Origin of the sequence: Halorubrum halodurans, from assembly GCF_002252985.1 — an archaeon.
In the GTDB taxonomy this organism is placed as follows: domain Archaea; phylum Halobacteriota; class Halobacteria; order Halobacteriales; family Haloferacaceae; genus Halorubrum; species Halorubrum halodurans.
Genome location: NZ_NHPJ01000060.1, coordinates 57,406 through 74,416, shown reverse-complemented (window position 1 = coordinate 74,416; position 17,011 = coordinate 57,406). Strand labels below are relative to the sequence as shown.

The 17,011-nt window shown below is 71.0% G+C and carries 19 protein-coding genes and 1 pseudogene; 8 read left to right on the top strand and 12 right to left on the bottom strand.

The genetic code is table 11. The features are described from left to right. A pseudogene (locus DJ70_RS18030) lies at nucleotides 1-103 on the top strand (helicase C-terminal domain-containing protein); the annotation flags it as partial. 190 nt (nucleotides 104-293) lie between these two features. On the opposite strand, the gene DJ70_RS06110 reads toward DJ70_RS18030, so the two are convergent. The 4 genes from DJ70_RS06110 to DJ70_RS06100 form a co-directional block, all read right to left on the bottom strand. Next, nucleotides 294-743: a hypothetical protein gene (locus tag DJ70_RS06110; protein WP_094531110.1), complete on the bottom strand. Its 450-nt coding sequence runs from the start codon at nucleotides 741-743 to the stop codon at nucleotides 294-296. Between the two features lie 76 nt (nucleotides 744-819). Beyond that, nucleotides 820-975, bottom strand: a complete 156-nt coding sequence (locus DJ70_RS17300; RefSeq protein WP_179233987.1) for a hypothetical protein — start codon at nucleotides 973-975, stop codon at nucleotides 820-822. A 75-nt stretch (nucleotides 976-1,050) separates the two neighbouring features. Continuing rightward, nucleotides 1,051-2,025 (bottom strand): aldo/keto reductase, encoded by a 975-nt coding sequence (locus tag DJ70_RS06105; protein ID WP_094531108.1) that lies wholly within the window; start codon nucleotides 2,023-2,025, stop codon nucleotides 1,051-1,053. 73 nt (nucleotides 2,026-2,098) lie between these two features. After that, nucleotides 2,099-2,296 carry a hypothetical protein gene (locus tag DJ70_RS06100; protein WP_094531106.1) on the bottom strand — a complete coding sequence of 66 codons (198 nt, stop codon included), beginning with the start codon at nucleotides 2,294-2,296 and terminating at the stop codon, nucleotides 2,099-2,101. Nucleotides 2,297-2,427: 131 nt separating this feature from the next. Here DJ70_RS06100 and DJ70_RS06095 point away from each other — a divergent pair, with 131 nt between their 5' ends. Next, on the top strand, nucleotides 2,428-4,137 hold the full coding sequence (locus DJ70_RS06095; protein WP_094531104.1) for a cryptochrome/photolyase family protein: 1,710 nt from the start codon (nucleotides 2,428-2,430) through the stop codon (nucleotides 4,135-4,137). A 28-nt stretch (nucleotides 4,138-4,165) separates the two neighbouring features. Here DJ70_RS06095 and DJ70_RS06090 read toward each other — a convergent pair whose 3' ends face one another. After that, complete coding sequence (locus tag DJ70_RS06090) at nucleotides 4,166-4,411, bottom strand: hypothetical protein (protein WP_094531102.1); 246 nt, start codon at nucleotides 4,409-4,411, stop codon at nucleotides 4,166-4,168. A gap of 104 nt (nucleotides 4,412-4,515) precedes the next feature. Further along, entirely contained in the window at nucleotides 4,516-4,695 is a 180-nt protein-coding gene (locus tag DJ70_RS06085; RefSeq protein ID WP_094531100.1) for a DUF7470 family protein, read from the bottom strand. A gap of 120 nt (nucleotides 4,696-4,815) precedes the next feature. Between DJ70_RS06085 and eif1A the strand changes: the two genes are divergently transcribed. Together eif1A and DJ70_RS06075 are read left to right on the top strand one after the other, a co-directional pair. Next, nucleotides 4,816-5,106 (top strand): translation initiation factor eIF-1A, encoded by a 291-nt coding sequence (eif1A, locus tag DJ70_RS06080; protein ID WP_094531098.1) that lies wholly within the window; start codon nucleotides 4,816-4,818, stop codon nucleotides 5,104-5,106. Between the two features lie 90 nt (nucleotides 5,107-5,196). Continuing rightward, nucleotides 5,197-6,072, top strand: a complete 876-nt coding sequence (locus DJ70_RS06075; protein WP_094531116.1) for an ATP-grasp domain-containing protein — start codon at nucleotides 5,197-5,199, stop codon at nucleotides 6,070-6,072. Between the two features lie 14 nt (nucleotides 6,073-6,086). Here DJ70_RS06075 and DJ70_RS06070 read toward each other — a convergent pair whose 3' ends face one another. Then, a complete protein-coding gene (locus DJ70_RS06070; RefSeq protein ID WP_094531096.1) occupies nucleotides 6,087-6,464 on the bottom strand; it encodes an Hsp20/alpha crystallin family protein in 378 nt (125 codons plus the stop codon). A 138-nt stretch (nucleotides 6,465-6,602) separates the two neighbouring features. On the opposite strand from DJ70_RS06070, the gene gap reads away from it, so the two are divergent. Together gap and DJ70_RS06060 are read left to right on the top strand one after the other, a co-directional pair. After that, entirely contained in the window at nucleotides 6,603-7,655 is a 1,053-nt protein-coding gene (gap, locus tag DJ70_RS06065) for a type I glyceraldehyde-3-phosphate dehydrogenase (protein WP_094531094.1), read from the top strand. A 65-nt stretch (nucleotides 7,656-7,720) separates the two neighbouring features. After that, on the top strand, nucleotides 7,721-8,947 hold the full coding sequence (locus DJ70_RS06060) for a phosphoglycerate kinase (RefSeq protein WP_094531092.1): 1,227 nt from the start codon (nucleotides 7,721-7,723) through the stop codon (nucleotides 8,945-8,947). 482 nt (nucleotides 8,948-9,429) lie between these two features. On the opposite strand, the gene DJ70_RS06055 is transcribed toward DJ70_RS06060, so the two are convergent. After that, nucleotides 9,430-9,849, bottom strand: coding sequence for a hypothetical protein (locus DJ70_RS06055; protein ID WP_094531090.1), 420 nt, complete (start codon nucleotides 9,847-9,849; stop codon nucleotides 9,430-9,432). A 155-nt stretch (nucleotides 9,850-10,004) separates the two neighbouring features. Here DJ70_RS06055 and DJ70_RS06050 point away from each other — a divergent pair, with 155 nt between their 5' ends. Continuing rightward, the gene (locus DJ70_RS06050) at nucleotides 10,005-11,279 is read left to right on the top strand and encodes an amidohydrolase (RefSeq protein ID WP_179233986.1); all 1,275 of its coding nucleotides are present in this window, start codon (nucleotides 10,005-10,007) and stop codon (nucleotides 11,277-11,279) included. Between the two features lie 50 nt (nucleotides 11,280-11,329). Here DJ70_RS06050 and lrp read toward each other — a convergent pair whose 3' ends face one another. After that, nucleotides 11,330-11,791 (bottom strand): HTH-type transcriptional regulator Lrp, encoded by a 462-nt coding sequence (gene lrp, locus DJ70_RS06045; protein WP_094531088.1) that lies wholly within the window; start codon nucleotides 11,789-11,791, stop codon nucleotides 11,330-11,332. 126 nt (nucleotides 11,792-11,917) lie between these two features. Between lrp and glnA the strand changes: the two genes are divergently transcribed. Next, on the top strand, nucleotides 11,918-13,288 hold the full coding sequence (gene glnA, locus DJ70_RS06040) for a type I glutamate--ammonia ligase (protein ID WP_094531086.1): 1,371 nt from the start codon (nucleotides 11,918-11,920) through the stop codon (nucleotides 13,286-13,288). 63 nt (nucleotides 13,289-13,351) lie between these two features. Here the strand turns inward: glnA and DJ70_RS06035 are convergent, their stop codons facing one another. From DJ70_RS06035 to DJ70_RS06025, 3 genes are all read right to left on the bottom strand, one after another. After that, nucleotides 13,352-14,359: a phosphatase PAP2 family protein gene (locus tag DJ70_RS06035; RefSeq protein ID WP_094531084.1), complete on the bottom strand. Its 1,008-nt coding sequence runs from the start codon at nucleotides 14,357-14,359 to the stop codon at nucleotides 13,352-13,354. Nucleotides 14,360-14,364: 5 nt separating this feature from the next. After that, entirely contained in the window at nucleotides 14,365-15,666 is a 1,302-nt protein-coding gene (locus DJ70_RS06030) for a YihY/virulence factor BrkB family protein (protein ID WP_094531082.1), read from the bottom strand. A 90-nt stretch (nucleotides 15,667-15,756) separates the two neighbouring features. Beyond that, nucleotides 15,757-16,884: a tRNA (guanine(26)-N(2))-dimethyltransferase gene (locus DJ70_RS06025; RefSeq protein ID WP_094531080.1), complete on the bottom strand. Its 1,128-nt coding sequence runs from the start codon at nucleotides 16,882-16,884 to the stop codon at nucleotides 15,757-15,759. Between the last annotated feature and the right edge of the window lie 127 nt (nucleotides 16,885-17,011).

Here is a 17,011-nt window from a genome sequence, read left to right as displayed (position 1 = left end):
CTTTTCACCTCCCTGTGGGGGACGCTCGCCGAGGGAGTGAGCTTCGACGGCGACGACGCCCGGACGGTCGTGGTGGTGGGCGTTCCGTATCCGCACCTCACGCCTCCCCAGCCTCGCGGCTCGCGGTTTCACCGCTCGCCGCGTCCCTCGCGGTCGGGTTCGTGCCCTCCGGGCACTCACCGGCGCGCTACCGCTCCGGCGATCGCTCACTCCTTCCTATGTTGATCGAGCCGAGGATCGGTCTCGCCACTGGTGAGCTTCGGGGTAACGCTGAGAAGGTGACCCGACGCCGGTCAGTCGTCCTCGAGCGCCTGCGCGATGCGCTGGAGCTGGCGGGTCGCGTCGCGGACCTCGTCGCGGAGCTGGCGTACCTCGCGGACGAGCTCCTCGTTGCCGACCTGCTCGCCGCCCTCCTCGCCGCGACCGCCGGGGCCGCCCGGACCGCCGCCCATGCCCGGCGGGCCGCCCTGACCGCCGGGGCCGCCGCCGCCCATCATGCCGGACATCATCTGTGCGAAGGGGTTGCCGCCGCCACCGCCGCCCATGCCCGGCGGGCCGCCGCCACCGCCGCCCATCATCTCCTCGGGATCGGGTCGGTCACCCTCCTCGCGCTCCTTCTCGCGTCGCTCGCGGATCTCCTCGACGCGCTCGCGGAAGGACTTCTCCTCGTCGTCGGCCTGTTCGTCGCCGTCGTCGGCCCGGTCGTCGCCCGCCTCGGGCTCGGTGGCGTCGTCGTCTGGCATACGCCCCGATTCGGGAGCCCGGCCGAAAAGGGTTGTCGCTCCCGGTTCGACGGCGCGGTCGACCCGCGTCGGCCGCTCAGTTGCGGACCTGCGTTCGACAGTTCGGACACTCCGTCGCCCCGGCGTCCCGGCCGACCGCCGGGACGTGGTCCCCGCAGTTCGGACACCGGACCCGGCTACGCGCGTACTCGGTGCTCGACCGGACCGAGGCCTCGTCGCCGTCGTCGGTCATGTGCGGGTGATATTCACCCGCACGGTAAGTACGTTGCCTATATATGCCCTAATACACCGAATACGCGTCGGGGAGTCAGTCGTGTCCGGAGACGGGGACCGGCTCGTACGGCTCCTCGAGCCACTCGACGTCGGAGTCGGAGAGATCGATGTCGAGCGCCTCCACCGCGTCCTCTAGGTGTTCGACGCTCGTCGTGCCGACGATCGGCGCGTCGACCGGCTCCTTGTGGAACTGCCAGGCGAGCGCGATCTGCGCCATCTTCACCCCCTTCTCGTCCGCCAGTTCCGCGACGCGGGCGTTGACCGCGGGGCCGCCGCCCTCGCGGTAGGGGTGTCGGTAGAGGTGCTCCTCGGTCTCCCCGCGTCTCGTCGCGTCGACGTCGTCGTCGGGGCGCGCCAGGTAGCCGCGCGCGAGCGGGCTCCACGGGATCACGCCGATCCCCTCCTTCTCACACAGCGGGAGCATCTCGCGTTCCTCCTCGCGGTAGACGAGGTTGTAGTGGTTCTGCATCGTGGCGAACCGGTCGAGCCCCAGCCGGTCGCTCGCGTGGAGCGCCTCGGCGAACTCGTGGGCCCACATCGAGGAGGCCCCGAGGTGGCGGACCTTCCCGCGCCGGACCGCGTCGTCGAGCGCGCGAAGCGTCTCCTCGATCGGCGTCTCCGGGTCGAGCCGGTGGATCTGATAGAGGTCGACCGTCTCCATTCCGAGCCGGTCGAGGCTGTTCTCGAGCTCCTGTTCTATCGCCTTCCGCGAGAGCCCGCCGGAGTTCGGGTTCGACTCGTCCATCCGAAAGTACCCCTTCGTGGCGACGACCGCCTCCTCGCGGTGGCCCTCCAGCGCCTCCCCGAGGATCCGCTCGGACTCGCCGTTCGAGTACATGTTGGCGGTGTCGAAGAAGTTCACCCCGAGCTCGAGCGCGCGCTCGACGAGCGCCTTGCCCTCCTCCTCGTCGAGGACCCACTCGCGCCAGTCACGGTCGCCGAAGCTCATACAGCCGAGACAGATCTTCGAGACGGTCGTGCCGGTGTTGCCGAGCGTCGTGTACTCCATGGGTCGGCGTGGGCGGCCGCGAGCAAAAGTGTTCGTGGGGTCGCGCGGTTTCACCGATCGGCCGCCGGCGGGGTCACTCCCGCCGGAACGACGCGGTGTACACGAGGAACGCGCCGGTGAGGATGACGAACGCGAGGAACGTCACGAGCGCGAGCACGTTCGCGACGGGCGCGAGGGGGTCGAGGAACGGCTGGCCGGTCGAGTCGAGCACGAGCACGGCCAGGAGGGCGGCGATCAGCCCGAGAAGCCAGTTGGTGAGGATCTCGTCCATGTCCCGGCCGTCGTCGACGGCGAATAAAAAGGGCGGGTGTTCCTCCCCGGATCGGTCGCTTCCGGATCGGTCGCTCTCGAACCGGGACGGCCGACCCCGAAGCTATGTGACTCGGCCCCGTGCGATCGGGCGTGAGCGACACGACCCTCTGGCTGCTCGGCGACCAGCTCAATCCCGATCTGGACGCGCTCGAGGCCGCCGACGACGTCCTCCTGATCGAGGCGCACGGGTTCGCGGCCCGGCGGCGCTACCACGCACACAAGCTGACGCTCGTCTTCTCGGCGATGCGCCACTTCCGCGACGACCTCCGCGACCGCGGCCACGACGTGACCTACCTCGAGGCGGACTCCTTCGGGGAGGGGATCGCGACGTTCCTCGCCGAGCGGCCGGACGCCGCCCTCGAGCTCATGCGACCCGCGAGCCACGGGGCGGGCGAGCGGCTCCGCGGGGTCGTCGAGGCGCGCGGCGGGTCCCTGGCGCTTCGCGAGAACGAGCTGTTCTGGACGACGCCGGCCGACTGGCGCGCGTGGGCCGGGGGATCGGCGGGCGACGAGGAACGAAGCGGTGCGAAGCGGAACGACGGAGAGCGGAACGACGACGGAGCCGCGATCCGCGCGGACGGCACCGTGGACCGCACGTACCGCCAGGAGAACTGGTACCGCCACGTCCGCCGGGAGACGGGCGTGTTGATGGACGGCGACGAGCCCGAGGGCGGCGAGTGGAACTTCGACGACCGGAACCGCGAGACGCCGCCGGAGGCGTGGACGCCGCCGGAGCGTCCGCGGTTCGAGCCGGACGCGCTCACCCGCGAGACGCACGCGTGGGTCCGGGACCGGTTCGACACGTGGGGCGACGGCTCGCTCGAGACGTTCGCGTGGCCCGTGACCCGGAGGGAGGCGCTGCGGGCGCTCGACGCGTTCGTCGCCCGCGGGCTCCCCGCGTTCGGCCGGTATCAGGACGCCATGGTCGGCGGCGAGCCGTTCCTCGCACACTCCCTGCTCTCTCCCGCGATCAACCTCGGGCTCCTCGACCCGCGGGAGCCGGTCCGGGCGGTCGAGGCGGCCTACGAGACGCGCGGCGTCGAACCGGGGGCGTTCGATCCCGACGTCGACCCCGCGGGGTCGGAGACGACGCTCGACGCGTTCGCGACGGGCGGCGGGGGGGACGGCACCGCCGACGACCTCCCGCCGGTCCCGCTCAACGCGGCCGAGGGGTTCGTTCGGCAGGTGCTCGGCTGGCGCGAGTTCGTCCGTCACGTCTACCGCGAGGCGATGCCGGAACTGGCTGACGCGAACCGGCTCGACCAGGAGCGAGCGCTCCCGCCGCTCTACTGGGACGGCGAGACCGACATGCGGTGTCTCTCGGAGGCGGTCGGCCACGTCCGCGAGCACGGCTACGCCCACCACATCGAGCGGCTGATGGTCCTGTCGAACTTCGCGACGATCCACGGCGTCGACCCCGCCGACCTCAACGAGTGGTTCCACCTCGGGTTCGTCGACGCGTACCACTGGGTGACGACGCCGAACGTGGTCGCCATGGGATCGTTCGGGAGCGACGTCCTCTCCTCGAAGCCGTACGTCGCCTCGGGGAGCTACGTGAACCGCATGAGCGACCACTGCGCGTCGTGTCCGTACGCCGTCTCCCGAACGACCGGCGAGGGGGCCTGCCCGTTCAACGCGCTCTACTGGGACTTCCTGATGGAACACGAGGCGACGCTCCGCGGGACCGGGCGGATGGGACTGATGTACTCACACGTCGAGGACAAGGACCGGGAGGAGCGCGAGGCGATCCGCGAGCGCGCGGCCCGCGTCCGCGAGTTAGCCGCCGCGGGCGAGCTGTGACCCGCGCGAGCCGGCCGCCGCCGAAGCCTCACGCGTCGACGACGAGCGCGCGGAGGCGGGGGAGCACCTGCTCGTAGCCGAGCCCGACGACGCCGACGTACAGCGCGACGAGGCCCATCACGAGCGCCCACAGCCCGACCGCGAGGTCGCCGCCCGCGAGGCCGGCGACGCCGACGCGCTCCAGCGAGACGCCGATGACCGACGCCACGCCCGACCCGACGACGAGCGCGAGGAGTTCGAACAGTTCGACCGCGAACTCGGGGATCCGTGCCATGTCGAAGCGGCGGAGACGGGCAACCATAGCCCTTTCGCCCGCGCTCCGCCGCCGTCACCGCGCGTCACGCCCTCCCGCGTCGAGTCTCACCCGCCGCGTCGGTCTCACGTCAGGCCGAACGCGCGCATCGTCGACGTCGCGACGCCCTTGGCGATCAGCGCCAGGCCGGCGACGAGCAGCATCAGTCCCCCGCCGATCACGGGGTCTCGAAGCGTCACGACCGCGATCGCGAGGACCACGACGACGACGCCGGCGATCCCCTCCAGTCTGAGCGTGTCCCGCATGTCCGGCGTCTCCCGCCACGGCCGCTTAAATCGGCCGACTCGGGGCCGCCGCGTCGGACCGGGAGCGCCGCGCCGGAGAGTGGGGCTTTTATCGGGTGGGACACGTATCACCCGCCACGCATGACCGACGGAGACGGCCAGGGCCGGCGCGACCTCCGGATGCCCGACGACGACGAGGTGTTCGCGGAGGTCGTCGAGATGCTCGGTGCCAACCGCGTGAAGGTCCGCTGTGCGGACGGGAAGGAACGGACGGCCCGGATACCGGGGCGGATGCAAAAGCGCGTCTGGATCCGCGAGGACGACATCGTCCTCGTCGAACCGTGGGACTGGCAGGACGAGAAGGCCGACATCTCCTGGCGGTACGAGAAGAACGAGGCCGAACAGCTCCGCGAGGAGGGCCACCTCCAGTGATCGCGGTCGCGTCGCCCCGCCGGAACCGCGCCGGGTGCGGGGCGCGATAGCCGTCGGCTCTCGACCGTGACCGATCCCATCCGGCTCGCGATGACCACCGCCGCGGAGACGTACGAACGCGTCCGCGAGCCGCTCGCGGACCGCGGGATCGCCGTCGACCACGTCCGGGCGAAGGAGCGGGCGTTCCGGCTCGACTCGGGCGGGAGAGAGGATCACACGGGGGCGGACGCGGCGGAGTTCGACGTCGGGTTCGTCTATCCCTCGCGGCTCATGGAGGGTGCGGTCCTCGACCGGCGGCTGTCGGTCCCGTGGGTGAACGACCGGGACGCGGTGGTGACTTCCCGGAACAAGGCCGGAGTGCTCGCGGCGCTCTCGGCGGCCGGACTCCCCGTCCCGCGGACGACGCTGCTGTCCAACCCGGTCGACGAGTCGGTCGTCGCCGAGGCGGCCGCCGATTTCGAGTTCCCCGTGGTGGTCAAGCCCAACTCGGCGACCCGCGGCGTCGGCGTCGCGAAGGCGACCGACCTCGACTCGCTTCTGGGCGTCGTCGACTACCTGAACCTCGCACACGACTACCGCGCGACCGGCGACAAGTCGTACCTGATACAGGAGTTCCTCCCCGACGCGCGGGACTACCGGGTGATGGTCGTCGACGGGGCCTACGCGGGCGCGGTCCGTCGAGAACTCCCCGCCGACGCGCTCGCGGCCGGCCGCTGGAAACACAACGTTCACCGCGGCGCGGAGGCCGCCGGCGTCGACCTCGCCGCGGAGGCCCGCGAGCTTGCCGAGCGGGCGGCGGCGGCGCTCGGGATCGACTACCTCGGCGTCGACCTGCTGGAGCGCGACGGTCGCTTCCTGATCAACGAGACGAACGCCCGGCCGACGGTCGACGCGGCGACGAAGTACGAGCCGGACTTCTACGACCGGCTCGCGGGACTGATCCGGCGGGTCGCGGAGAACGGGTAGCGGGCGACGGGGGATCAGACGACGTCGATGGAGGCGGAGTCGTCGTCGCGGTCGAACTCGACCTCGAGTACGCCGTTGTTGAACGTGGCCTCGCCGGACCGCTCGTCGACGGTCGCGGGAAGCTCGACGGTCTCGTCGTACTCGCGCCTGTCGGAGGCCGCCGAGATGGTGAGCGCCTCCCCGTCACACTGTAAGGAGAGCTGCTCTTTCGAGACGGCGGGGAGGTCGGCGACGAGTCGAACGGAGTCCTCGGTCGCGTACGCGTCGACGTGCGTCTCCGACCCGAAGCCGGCGTCGTCGGCTCCGTGTCCGCTCCCGGCCATCTCGTTCATCATCCGTTCGATCTCCTCGAAGAAGTCGCCGAACGGGTCGTCTCGGTCGTCTCTGTCCATGCTTCGTGTGAGGGCGGTCTCCCCGATAAGCCTTCTGTCGACGGCCGATATCCCGTGGATCGACCGTGTGAGACCCGCTCCGCGCCGGGTTCACACGACTCGGGCGGATTTAAGTGGCTGCGCCCCGCTTTTTCGCATATGAGTAAATCGTATCTGTCCGCTGGCGACGAGGTACCCGACGAGGAGGTCGTGCGGGTCGGGCTCAACGGGTTCGGTCGGATCGGCCGCAACGTCCTCCGCGCGGTGCTGGAGGACCCCCGTATCGAACTCGCCGGGGTCAACGACGTGATGGAGTTCGACGACATGGGCTACCTCGCGAAGTACGACACCGTCATGGGACGGCTCGACGGGATCGAACTCGACGGCGACGAACTGACGATCGGCGGCACGTCGGTGCCGCTTTTCAACGTCCAGGACCCCGCCGACCTGCCGTGGGACGACCTCGACGTCGACGTCGCCCTGGAGTGTACCGGCATCTTCCGGACGAGGGAGGACGCGAGCGCGCACCTCGACGGCGGGGCCGACACCGTCGTCATCTCCGCGCCGCCGAAGGGCGAGGAGCCGGTCAAACAGCTCGTCTACGGCGTCAACCACGACGAGTACGACGGCGAGGACGTGGTCTCGAACGCCTCGTGTACGACCAACTCCATCACGCCCGTCGCGAAGGTGCTCGACGCCGAGTTCGGCATCGAGTCCGGCACCCTCACCACCGTCCACGCCTACACCGGCTCGCAGGCGCTCATCGACGGCCCGAAGGCGAAGACCCGCCGCGGGCGCGCCGCCGCCGAGAACATCGTCCCGACCTCGACGGGCGCGGCCGGCGCGGCCCAGAAGGTCCTCCCGCAGCTCGACGGCAAGATCGACGGGATGGCGATCCGCGTCCCCGTCCCGACGGGGTCGATCACGGAGTTCGTCGTCGACCTCGAGGCGGACGTGACCGCGGCGGAGATCAACGACGCGTTCCGCGCCGCCGCCGACGACGGCCCGCTCGCGGGCGTGCTCGGCTACACCGACGACGAGGTCGTCTCGAGCGACGTCACCGGCCTCCCCTTCTCGAGTTACGTCGACCTCCCGTCCACCAACGTCATCGCCGACGGCGGCCTGCTCAAGGTCCTCACGTGGTACGACAACGAGTACGGCTTCTCCTGCCGGATGCTCGACATGGCCGCGTACGTGAACGCGGAGGCGTAACCGCCGCGTTTCCCCGGAATTCACAACCCCTGCCGACGGACACACCGACACACCCGGTCCCACCCATGTCCACGTTCCAGACCATCGACGACCTGCCCGCCGACTCGCGCGTGCTCGTCCGCCTCGACCTGAACTCCCCGATCGAGGACGGCGAGCCGCAGGACAACCGCCGGTTCGAGCGACACGCGCGCACGGTCCGCGACCTCGCCGACGCCGGCCACCGCGTCGTCCTCGTAGCCCACCAGGGCCGCCCCGGCCGCGACGACTTCACGTCGCTTGCGGGCCACGCCGGGATCCTCGCCGACCACGTCGGCCGCGATGTCGAGTTCGTCGCCGACACCCACGGCGAGGAGGCGCTCGCGGCGATCGAGGCGCTCGCGGCGGGCGACGTGCTCCTCCTCGAGAACACGCGGATGTGCGACGACGAGCTACCGGAGGCGTCGCCGGCGGAGAAGGCCGACACGGAGTTCGTCCGGACGCTCGCCCCGCGCTTCGACGCGTACGTCAACGACGCCTACTCCGCGGCCCACCGGAGACACGCCTCGCTGGTCGGCTTCCCGGTCGCGCTGCCCGCCTACGCCGGCCGCGTGATGGCCACGGAGTACGAGGCCAACACCGCCATCGCCCGCAGGGAGTTCGACGGCCCGGTCACGATGGTGGTCGGCGGGACGAAGGCCACCGACGTGATCGGCGTGATGGACGCCCTCGGCGACCGCGTCGACCGCTTCCTGCTCGGCGGCGTCGCCGGCGAGCTCTTCTTACGCGCGGCGGGCCACCCGGTCGGCCGCGACCTCGAGGGGATGGACCTCTTCGACGAGCAGTGGGAGGCGAACCGCGACACCGTCGAGGCGATCCTCGAGGAGCGCGGCGACGCGATCCGGCTCGCGAGCGACCTCGCCTACGAGGGCGCCGACGGCGACCGCGCCGAGGTTCCCGTGGCCGACGTCGACGAGAAGACCGACGCGTACCTCGACGTGGGCTCCGACACCGTCGCCGACTACGACGCCCCCATCCGCGAGTCCGACGCCGTCTTCGTGAAGGGCGCGCTCGGCGTCTTCGAGGACGAGCGCTTCGCCGACGGCACCGTCGGCGTCCTCGAGGCCATCGCCGAGACGGACTGCTTCTCGGTCGTCGGCGGCGGCGACACCTCGCGGGCGATCGGCATGTACGGGCTGGACGAGGACGACTTCTCGCACGTCTCCATCGCCGGCGGCGCGTACATCCGCGCGCTCACCGGCGAGCCGCTGCCGGCGATCGAACTGCTCCGGAAGGCGGACGACGGCGGGACGTAACCGCTCGGCGTCGACCGATCCCCAGACGGTGGCGCGCCTCCGAGCGCCCGATAGGGCGCGAGGAGCCCGCGAGGGACGCGGCGACCGAAGGGAGCCGCAGCGAGGCGCTACGCGCCTCTGGCAGCCGGCGGCGAAGCCGCCGGCGACGAGGCTGGGGAGGCGTGAGGTGCGGGGCGGTTGCGGTCGGGTGGGACTCAAAGGGGTAGTCGTGAGGGCGAAGCACGCCGCAGTAAGACCGCAACGAGGGAGCGAATACAGTGAGCGACCGAGTGAGGCGCGCAACAAGGCGCGCGAGTCCTCGCGACTGGGGCTTTGGCGGTGTTCACCGCGCCAGCAACGATCGCGTTTCTGTCAGAGTAAGACCACCTGTAACACCCGTGTTATAAGCACTCGAAATACAGCGGCCGTCTCATGCGATCTCGTTCCGAACGAGGGACGGTCGCCGAAGCCTCCGCCGTCGACCGTCCCGTCGTTCCCGGCGCTCAGTCGTCGCCGGGCGCGAAACTCGACGAACCGCCGCCGGTCCCCTCCGTCGGGGCCGTCACCGAGTAGTAGAACATGATCAGCATCGAGACGATCAGGGCACCGCCCCAGAGGAAGCCGGTCGGCATGAGGAACGCCAGCCCGAACCCCTCGCCGAGCCAGACGATCCCGGGGATCCCCCACTGTCCGGCGACGAAGAGCCCGGTCACGGCGGTCCGTGTGGTCCCGGTCACGCCGAGCGCGGGGACGGCAAAGCCCATCACGATCGCGAGGATGGAGAGCACGCCGAGGTGGGCGTGTCCGCCGATCATCCACGGCGGCACGACGCTGCCGCTCGCGAGCATCACGAACTGGTGTAACCCGACGGCCATCATGACCGCCAGTCCGAGAAATCCGGACCCCTTCAGCACACGTGTCATGGATTCGTTCGTGTCGATCCGCTGAATGTTTCATAAACGTTCCCCTACGAGAACCGATTTTCGCGAATCGGTCGGTCGACGGCCCTCCCCGTCCCGCCGGGGCGCGTTTCTCCGTTTACTCAACGCTTTTTCGGCTCGGCGCTGAGGGGACGCGCATGGAGCCACTGACGACGTTCACGGACAGCTCGCTCGCGGAGATCCGCCGCGACCTCCACCGACATCCGGAGGCCGGCTGGAAGGAGTTCCGGACCTCGGCCCTGCTCGCGGCCGAACTCGAGGAACTGGGATACGACGTGTTCCTCGGCGAGGACACCGTCGACCCCGACTCGCGGATGGGCGTCCCGCCCGCGGACGAGGTCGCCGCCGCCCGCGAGCGCGCCCGCGAGGAGGGTGCGCCCGCGGAGTACCTCGACCGGATGGGCGACGTCACGGGCGTGATCGCGACCCGCACGTTCGGCGACGGCCCGACGATCGGGCTCCGCACCGACATCGACGCCCTGGAGCGCCAGGAGGCGATGGACGACGACCACCGGCCGGCCGCCGAGGGGTTCGCGAGCGTCCATCCCGGCGAGATGCACGCCTGCGGCCACGACGCCCACGCCGCCATCGGGCTCGGCGTGGCCCGCGCGTTCGCGGAGGGCGGCTTCGACGGCACGCTCAAGCTGTTCTTCCAGTCCGCGGAGGAGGGCGGCCGCGGCGGCAAGCCCATGGCCGAGTCGGGCCACCTCGACGACGTCGACCACCTGCTCGCGGTCCACGTCGGCCTCGACGAGCCGGCCGGCACGGTCGTCTCCAGCTACGACGCCCCCCTCTCGAACGCCAAGCTCGACGTGACCTTCTCCGGCGCGCCGGCCCACGCCGGCGGCCAACCCCACGCCGGGCGGAACGCCCTCCAGGCGGCCACGGCGGCGATCGGGAACCTCTACGGGATCGCCAGACACGGCGACGGCGCGACCCGGATCAACGTCGGGCGGGTGAACGCCGACAACGCCCAGAACGTCATCTGTGAGGAGACCACGATGCGCGTCGAGGTCCGCGGCGAGACCCACGACCTCAACGAGTACATGCTCGGGCGGGCCCGCGAGGTCGTCGACGGCGCGGCGACGATGCACGACGTGGACTACGAGACGAGCCTCTACGGGAAGACGACGACCTTCGAGAACGACGCCTCCGTCGTGGAGGTCGTCGAGGCGGCGGCGGGCGCGACCGACGGGGTCGAGGAGGTCATAACGAAGGAGTTCGGCGGCAGCGAGGACGCCTCCTACCTGATCCGGCGCGTCCAGGAACGGGGCGGGACGGCGACGTATCTCGGCGTCGGCGGGAGCAACCCGGACGGCCACCACACGGCGTACTTCGACGTCGACGAGGCGTGTATCGACGTCGGCGTCGACGTGATCGCGGACGCGGTCCGACGGCTCGCGGAGAGCTAACTCTCGCCGTCGGACCGGCACGACCGCCGAGGACGACCCGCCGAGACCCGCTACTCCTCGGTGAGGTCGAGTTCGAACTGCTTGTTCTCGACCACCGCGTTGAGGACGACGCTGGTGTTCGACTCGCGGATGTCGGCGTCGGTGAGGATCTCCTTGATCTGGTCGTTCATCCCGTCGGTGTCGGTGAACTTCCCGATCGCGATCACGTCGTAGTCGCCGGTGACCTCGTAGACGCTTATCATCTGCTTCTGCTCGCGGAGCTTCTCGGTCACGTCCGGCAGCGCGCTCCCTTCGACCTTCAACTGGAGGATCGCGGTCACGTCGAAGCCGAGCTGGTCGTAGTCGACGACCGGGCTGTACCCGCGGATGACCGCCTCGTCCTCGAGGTCCCGCAGGTGGTTCGAGACGGTCGTCACGGAGACGTCGAGCTCGTCCCCGAGGCTCCGGAGGCTGGCGCGACCGTTTCCGAGAAGCGAGTTCACGAGCTTGGCGTCGAGGTTTTCGTACGTCATTGGGTTCGATCACGGTTTGGGGGGTTTAGAATTTTACGAACGTCCACTACTGACGGGGCCACGGCGGTTCATGCGTCAAGCGACAAGGCCTTTATACTGGCAGATAACGACGTAACTGTCCAAAACATGACCGGCGAGAACCCGAAACCGGACGGCGGCCTCACGGCCGAAGAACAGGCGGTACTCGACGAGATCGAGGAGGAGAACGTCGACTTCCTGCGGTTACAGTTCACCGACATCCTCGGCGTCGTGAAGAACGTCTCCGTGCCGGCCCACCAGGCCGAGAAGGCGTTCACCGAGGGCATCTACTTCGACGGCTCCTCCATCGAGGGGTTCGTCCGCATCCAGGAGTCCGACATGCGGCTCGTCCCGGACCCCGAGACGTTCGCGGTGCTCCCGTGGCGCAGCAACGGCGACGACGACTCCGCCGCCGCCCGGCTCATCTGTGACATCGTCGACACCGACGGCGAGCCGTTCGTCGGCGGCCCGCGGCAGGTGCTCAAGAGCGTCCTCGCGAGAGCCGAGGAGATGGGCTACTCCGTCTCCATCGGCCCCGAGCCGGAGTTCTTCCTCTTCAAGACCGACGACGACGGGAACGCGACGACGATCCCCCACGACAACGGCGGCTACTTCGACCTCGCGCCGAAGGACCTCGCGAGCGACGTCCGCAAGGAGATCATCTTCACCTTAGAGGAGATGGGCTTCGAGATCGAGGCCTCCCACCACGAGGTCGCCGAGGGCCAACACGAGATCAACTTCAAGTACGCCGACGCGCTCACCACCGCGGACAACATCGCGACGTTCCGCGCCGTCGTCCGCGCGGTCGCCGCCCAACACGACCTCCACGCGACGTTCATGCCCAAGCCGATAGCCGAGATCAACGGCTCGGGGATGCACAGCCACATCTCGCTCTTCGACGAGGACGGCAACGCCTTCGCGGACGACGACGACGAGTTCAACCTGAGCGAGACCGCCTACCAGTTCATGGGCGGGATCCTGAACCACGCGCCCGCGTTCACCGCCGTCACGAACCCGACCGTGAACTCCTACAAGCGGCTGGTGCCCGGCTACGAGGCGCCGATCTACGTCGCGTGGTCCGACACGAACCGCTCGGCGCTGGTCCGCGTCCCCGACGCCGCGGGCGTCTCCGCGCGCTTCGAGGTCCGCAGCCCGGACCCGTCGTGTAACCCCTACCTCGGCATGGCGTCGCTCATCGCCGCCGGCCTCGACGGGATCGAGAACGACGCCGACCCCGGCGACCCGGTCCGCGAGGACATCTACGAGTTCGACGACGCCAAACGCGAGGAGTACGGCATCGACACGCTGCCGCCGAACCTCGGCGCCGCGGTCGACGCGCTCGAGGACGACGACGTCATCCAGGACGCGCTCGGCCCGCACGTCTCCGAGAAGTTCGCGGAGGCCAAATCCCAGGAGTTCAGCGAGTACCTCACCCAGGTCTCCCAGTGGGAGGAGGACCGCTACCTGGAGACGTTCTGAACGCGCCGAACGCCCGACTCTCCGTTTTTTCCGCCACGTCGGTAGTCGCTGACGCGCCGCCGGTCAGACGGCGTTCCCGGTTCCACCGACCCGTCCGTCCGCGAGCGCCGGGAGCGCGACCACGGCGACGACCGCGACGGTCGTCGCGGCGAGCGTGACGACGAGCGAGTCGGCGAGCGCGTACGCGCCGACCCAGAGCGCGCCGGTGACCGCGAGCGGGGGGACGGCGACCCGGACCGGGACCGGCGGCTCGTCGCCGTCGACGAACCGCCAGCCGACCGCGCCGCCGACGCCGGTGGCGATCCCGATGCCCGCCTCCACGACCTCGCCGGTGTGGCCCCCGGCGACGGCGATCCCGGCGGCGACGGCCGAGACGGCCGCCGCGAGGACGAACGCGAGGGTCGGGTCGAGCGCGGCGGTGGGGTCGTCGGCGCTGGGGGCGGCGACGGCGTCCGCGGCGGCGTTCCCTCCCGCCCGGAGCCGCGGGTCGCCGGCGAGCGCGAGCGCGCCGGCGACGACGGCCGCGCCGAGCAGCAGCCCGGCGATCACGTCGACCGCGTAGTGGACCTCGATGACGACTCGCGAGGCCGCGACGGCGACCGCGACGGCGACCGCCGCGACCGCGCGCCGCCGGAGCGTCCAGAGGCGGTCGTACGCGAGCGCCAGCGCGCCGTAGGCGGCCGCGCCGCCGGTGGCGTGGCCGCTCGGGAAGCCGAAGCCGTCGGAGAGCACCTGTCCCTCGTACCACCCAGAGAGCAGGACGGGCAGCCACGTCGGGACGTCGGCGGGCCCGGTCGCGCCGGGCGGCCGCGGGACCGCGAAGCCGGCCTTCGCGACCGCGACCGCGGCGTACGCACAGGTGACGACCGCGATGGCGGTCGCGCCGGCCCGACGCGGCGACCCCGCGAACCGGTCGTCCGCGAACCAGTAGCCGACCGCGAGCAGCGCGAACAGGAACCACGGGTCCGCGAGGTGGGTGACGGCGGCGAAGACGACGACGACGATCTCGGGAAGCGCGTCGGCGAGGGCGGTCCCGCCGATCCCGCGCTCCGCGGAGACGAGCCCGGTCACGGCCGTCAGTCGTCCCCGCGGTTTCGCGCGTAGTCGAGCGCCTTGCCGGGCGTCTCCAAGAGGTTGAGCCCGACGCCGACGAGGACGAAGAGCGTGTACAGCCCCAGCGTCGACAGCCCGAGGACGAGTATCGCCGCGATCGCGTAGATCCCCCGGAGGAACACGAACGCGCCGAGCGTCAGCACCGTCCCGTACAGGAGGACGAGGTACGGCCCCCAGCCGCGGGCGTGGCCGCGACGCATCCGCGTGCGGACGTACCGTTTCAGCTCGGACTCCAGTTCGGGTCTGTCGACCGTGCGGTCCTCGACGTCCGTCTCGAACTCGTCGAGCTCCGCGCGCAACTCGCCGAGCTCCTCCTCGAGCGCCGCGACGTCCGGCGCGCCGCGGGGGCGTTCCGCGTCGCCGGCGTCCCCGGCACCGTCCGACTCGCCGTTCATACCCGTGGGTCGGTCGCGGTCGTGTTGTAACTGCCGGTCCGGACCACGGTCGTCGCGCCGTCGGTCGTCGACGGCCCCGGCGTCCCCGTCCCGGTCCGCGAGCACGACGTTGACCACGCCGCCGGCGACGACGACGACCGCCGCGAGGTAGAGCCAGGTCACGAGCAGCAGGACGCCGCCGATGACGCCGTACACCTGGTACCGGCCGGCGCTCGCGGCGTACAGCTGAAAGCCGGCCTGGAGCAGCGTCCAGCCGACGGCCGCGAACGCGGCGCCGGGCAGCGCCTCCCGGACGCCGATCGCCGGCTCCGGGAGCACGTAGTACAGCGGGAGGAACACGACCGTGAGCACGGCGGGCAACGCGAGGATGCTCGCCGCCTCGACCGCCGGGATCGCGTCCGCGGCCGCCAGGAACGCGCCGAGGCCGACCATCACGCCGAGACCGACGCCGACGCCGAGCACGACCGCGACCGCGTCGGCGACCTGTTCGCGGAAGCCGGGCGGGGACTCGCCGCCGTAGAGCACGCCGAAGGCCGTATCGAGCCCGCGAAACACCTTCAGCGTCGACCACAGCAGGAGGCCGACCCCCAGAAGTCCCGCCCCAGTCCGCCCGCTCGCGGAGAAGACGGCCGCGGCGACGGCCTCCTCGCCCGCGGGCGTGAGGAAGTCGCCCGCGGCCGCGAGGAGGCCGGCGGCGATCGTCTCGCCGAACGCCGCGCTCGCGACGACGACGAGCAACAGCAGCGCGGGCACGAGCGAGACGAACGCGTAGTAGGCGATCGCGGCCGCGAGGAACGTCACCTGTCGGTCCAGCGCGAGGTCGACGACGCGGCGGACGGTGTCGAGCGTGGGCGGCTGGCGGCGGGACACGTCCGGGGTTCGACCGACGGCACCAAAAGCGCGCCGGGGTCGACCGCCGTTCCGGGGCGTCGTCGCCCCGGAGCGTCGCCCGCCGTCCGGCTACGCCCCGTCGCCGAGGACCGCCTCGCGCATCTCCGGGATCGACGCCGACGACTTGACCGCCGTCCCGCGGTAGTGCGCCCGGCTCGCCTCGTGGCCCGCCGCGCGGAGCCGCTCGACGAACGCCTCCATGCCGATGGCGGGCTCGCTCCACTCCTTGTACAGCCGGTGTTGGTCGTAGTGGGTCGGCGTGTCCAGTTCGCGTGCGACGGTGGCGAGCAGCTTCCGCGCCCGCTTCGCCTCGCCCATGTCGTCGGTGACGCGGTCGCGGACGGCCCGAGCGAACTCGGCGTCGGCGACCGGACCGAGCCAGAGCGGCCCGGCCGTGAGCACGCGCTCGCCCCCGCAGACCGGACAGGCGTCGACGGGGTCCGCGATCAGTCCGGCGGTCGGCTCCCGCCAGAGGCAGTCCTCGCAGTTGTCGACGTACCCCAGTTCCTCGACCGCGTCGTCGGCGGCGCGCGCGCCCGACTCGAGTTCGAGATACGTCCGCGCGTAGTGTCGCGAGACGTGTGAGAGGATCGGGCGGGCGGCCTTGTCGTACCGCGCGGCGGTCCGGACCAACGCGGAGATCAGCGTCCGGAGGCCCATCTCCGGGTGGTAGTCGGTGTTCCGCGGCACCGCGCCGTACTTGCGGATCCCGCTCGCGAGGTGCGCGCCACACAGCGGCGCGGTGTCGGTGGCGGTGACGCAGACGAGGTTCCGCCCGTTCGCGAACGCCGCGTCGGCGAAGGGGATCGGCGTCCCGTACGGGTCGAGGTCCACCACGTCGAACGGCCCCTCGTCGTACAACAGCGCGTTGACGTCGCGGTGGACCGCCTCGCCGTCCAGGCCGTTCGCAGCGAGGTTCCGCTCGGCCAGGTCGACCGCGTCGGCGTCGACGTCGGCGCAGGTCGCGTCGTATCCCTCGGCCGCGGCGCGGACCCCCCGGATCCCCGAGGCGGCCATCGCGTCCAGGTACGTCGCCGTGCGCGGCTCGCGCTCGCGGTACGCGCGTAGGGTCGCGACCGTGACGTCCCGGTTCAGCTCCTGTGTGGGGTTGAAGAAGACCCCCCCGCCGGTCCCCTCGCTCGCGCCGTCGCGAGCCTCGGGGACGTCGACCGTGATCCCGCCCTCCTCGACGTTCATGCCCCGAGTTCGTCGATACGGGACAAAAGGCCCGCGCTCCGTTCGTCCCCCGGACCGCGCCCTCGACGTACCCCCGGAGGCGTCGGGCCCCGGCGGGACGAAACGGCGATCCGCGCGGCCGAACCGA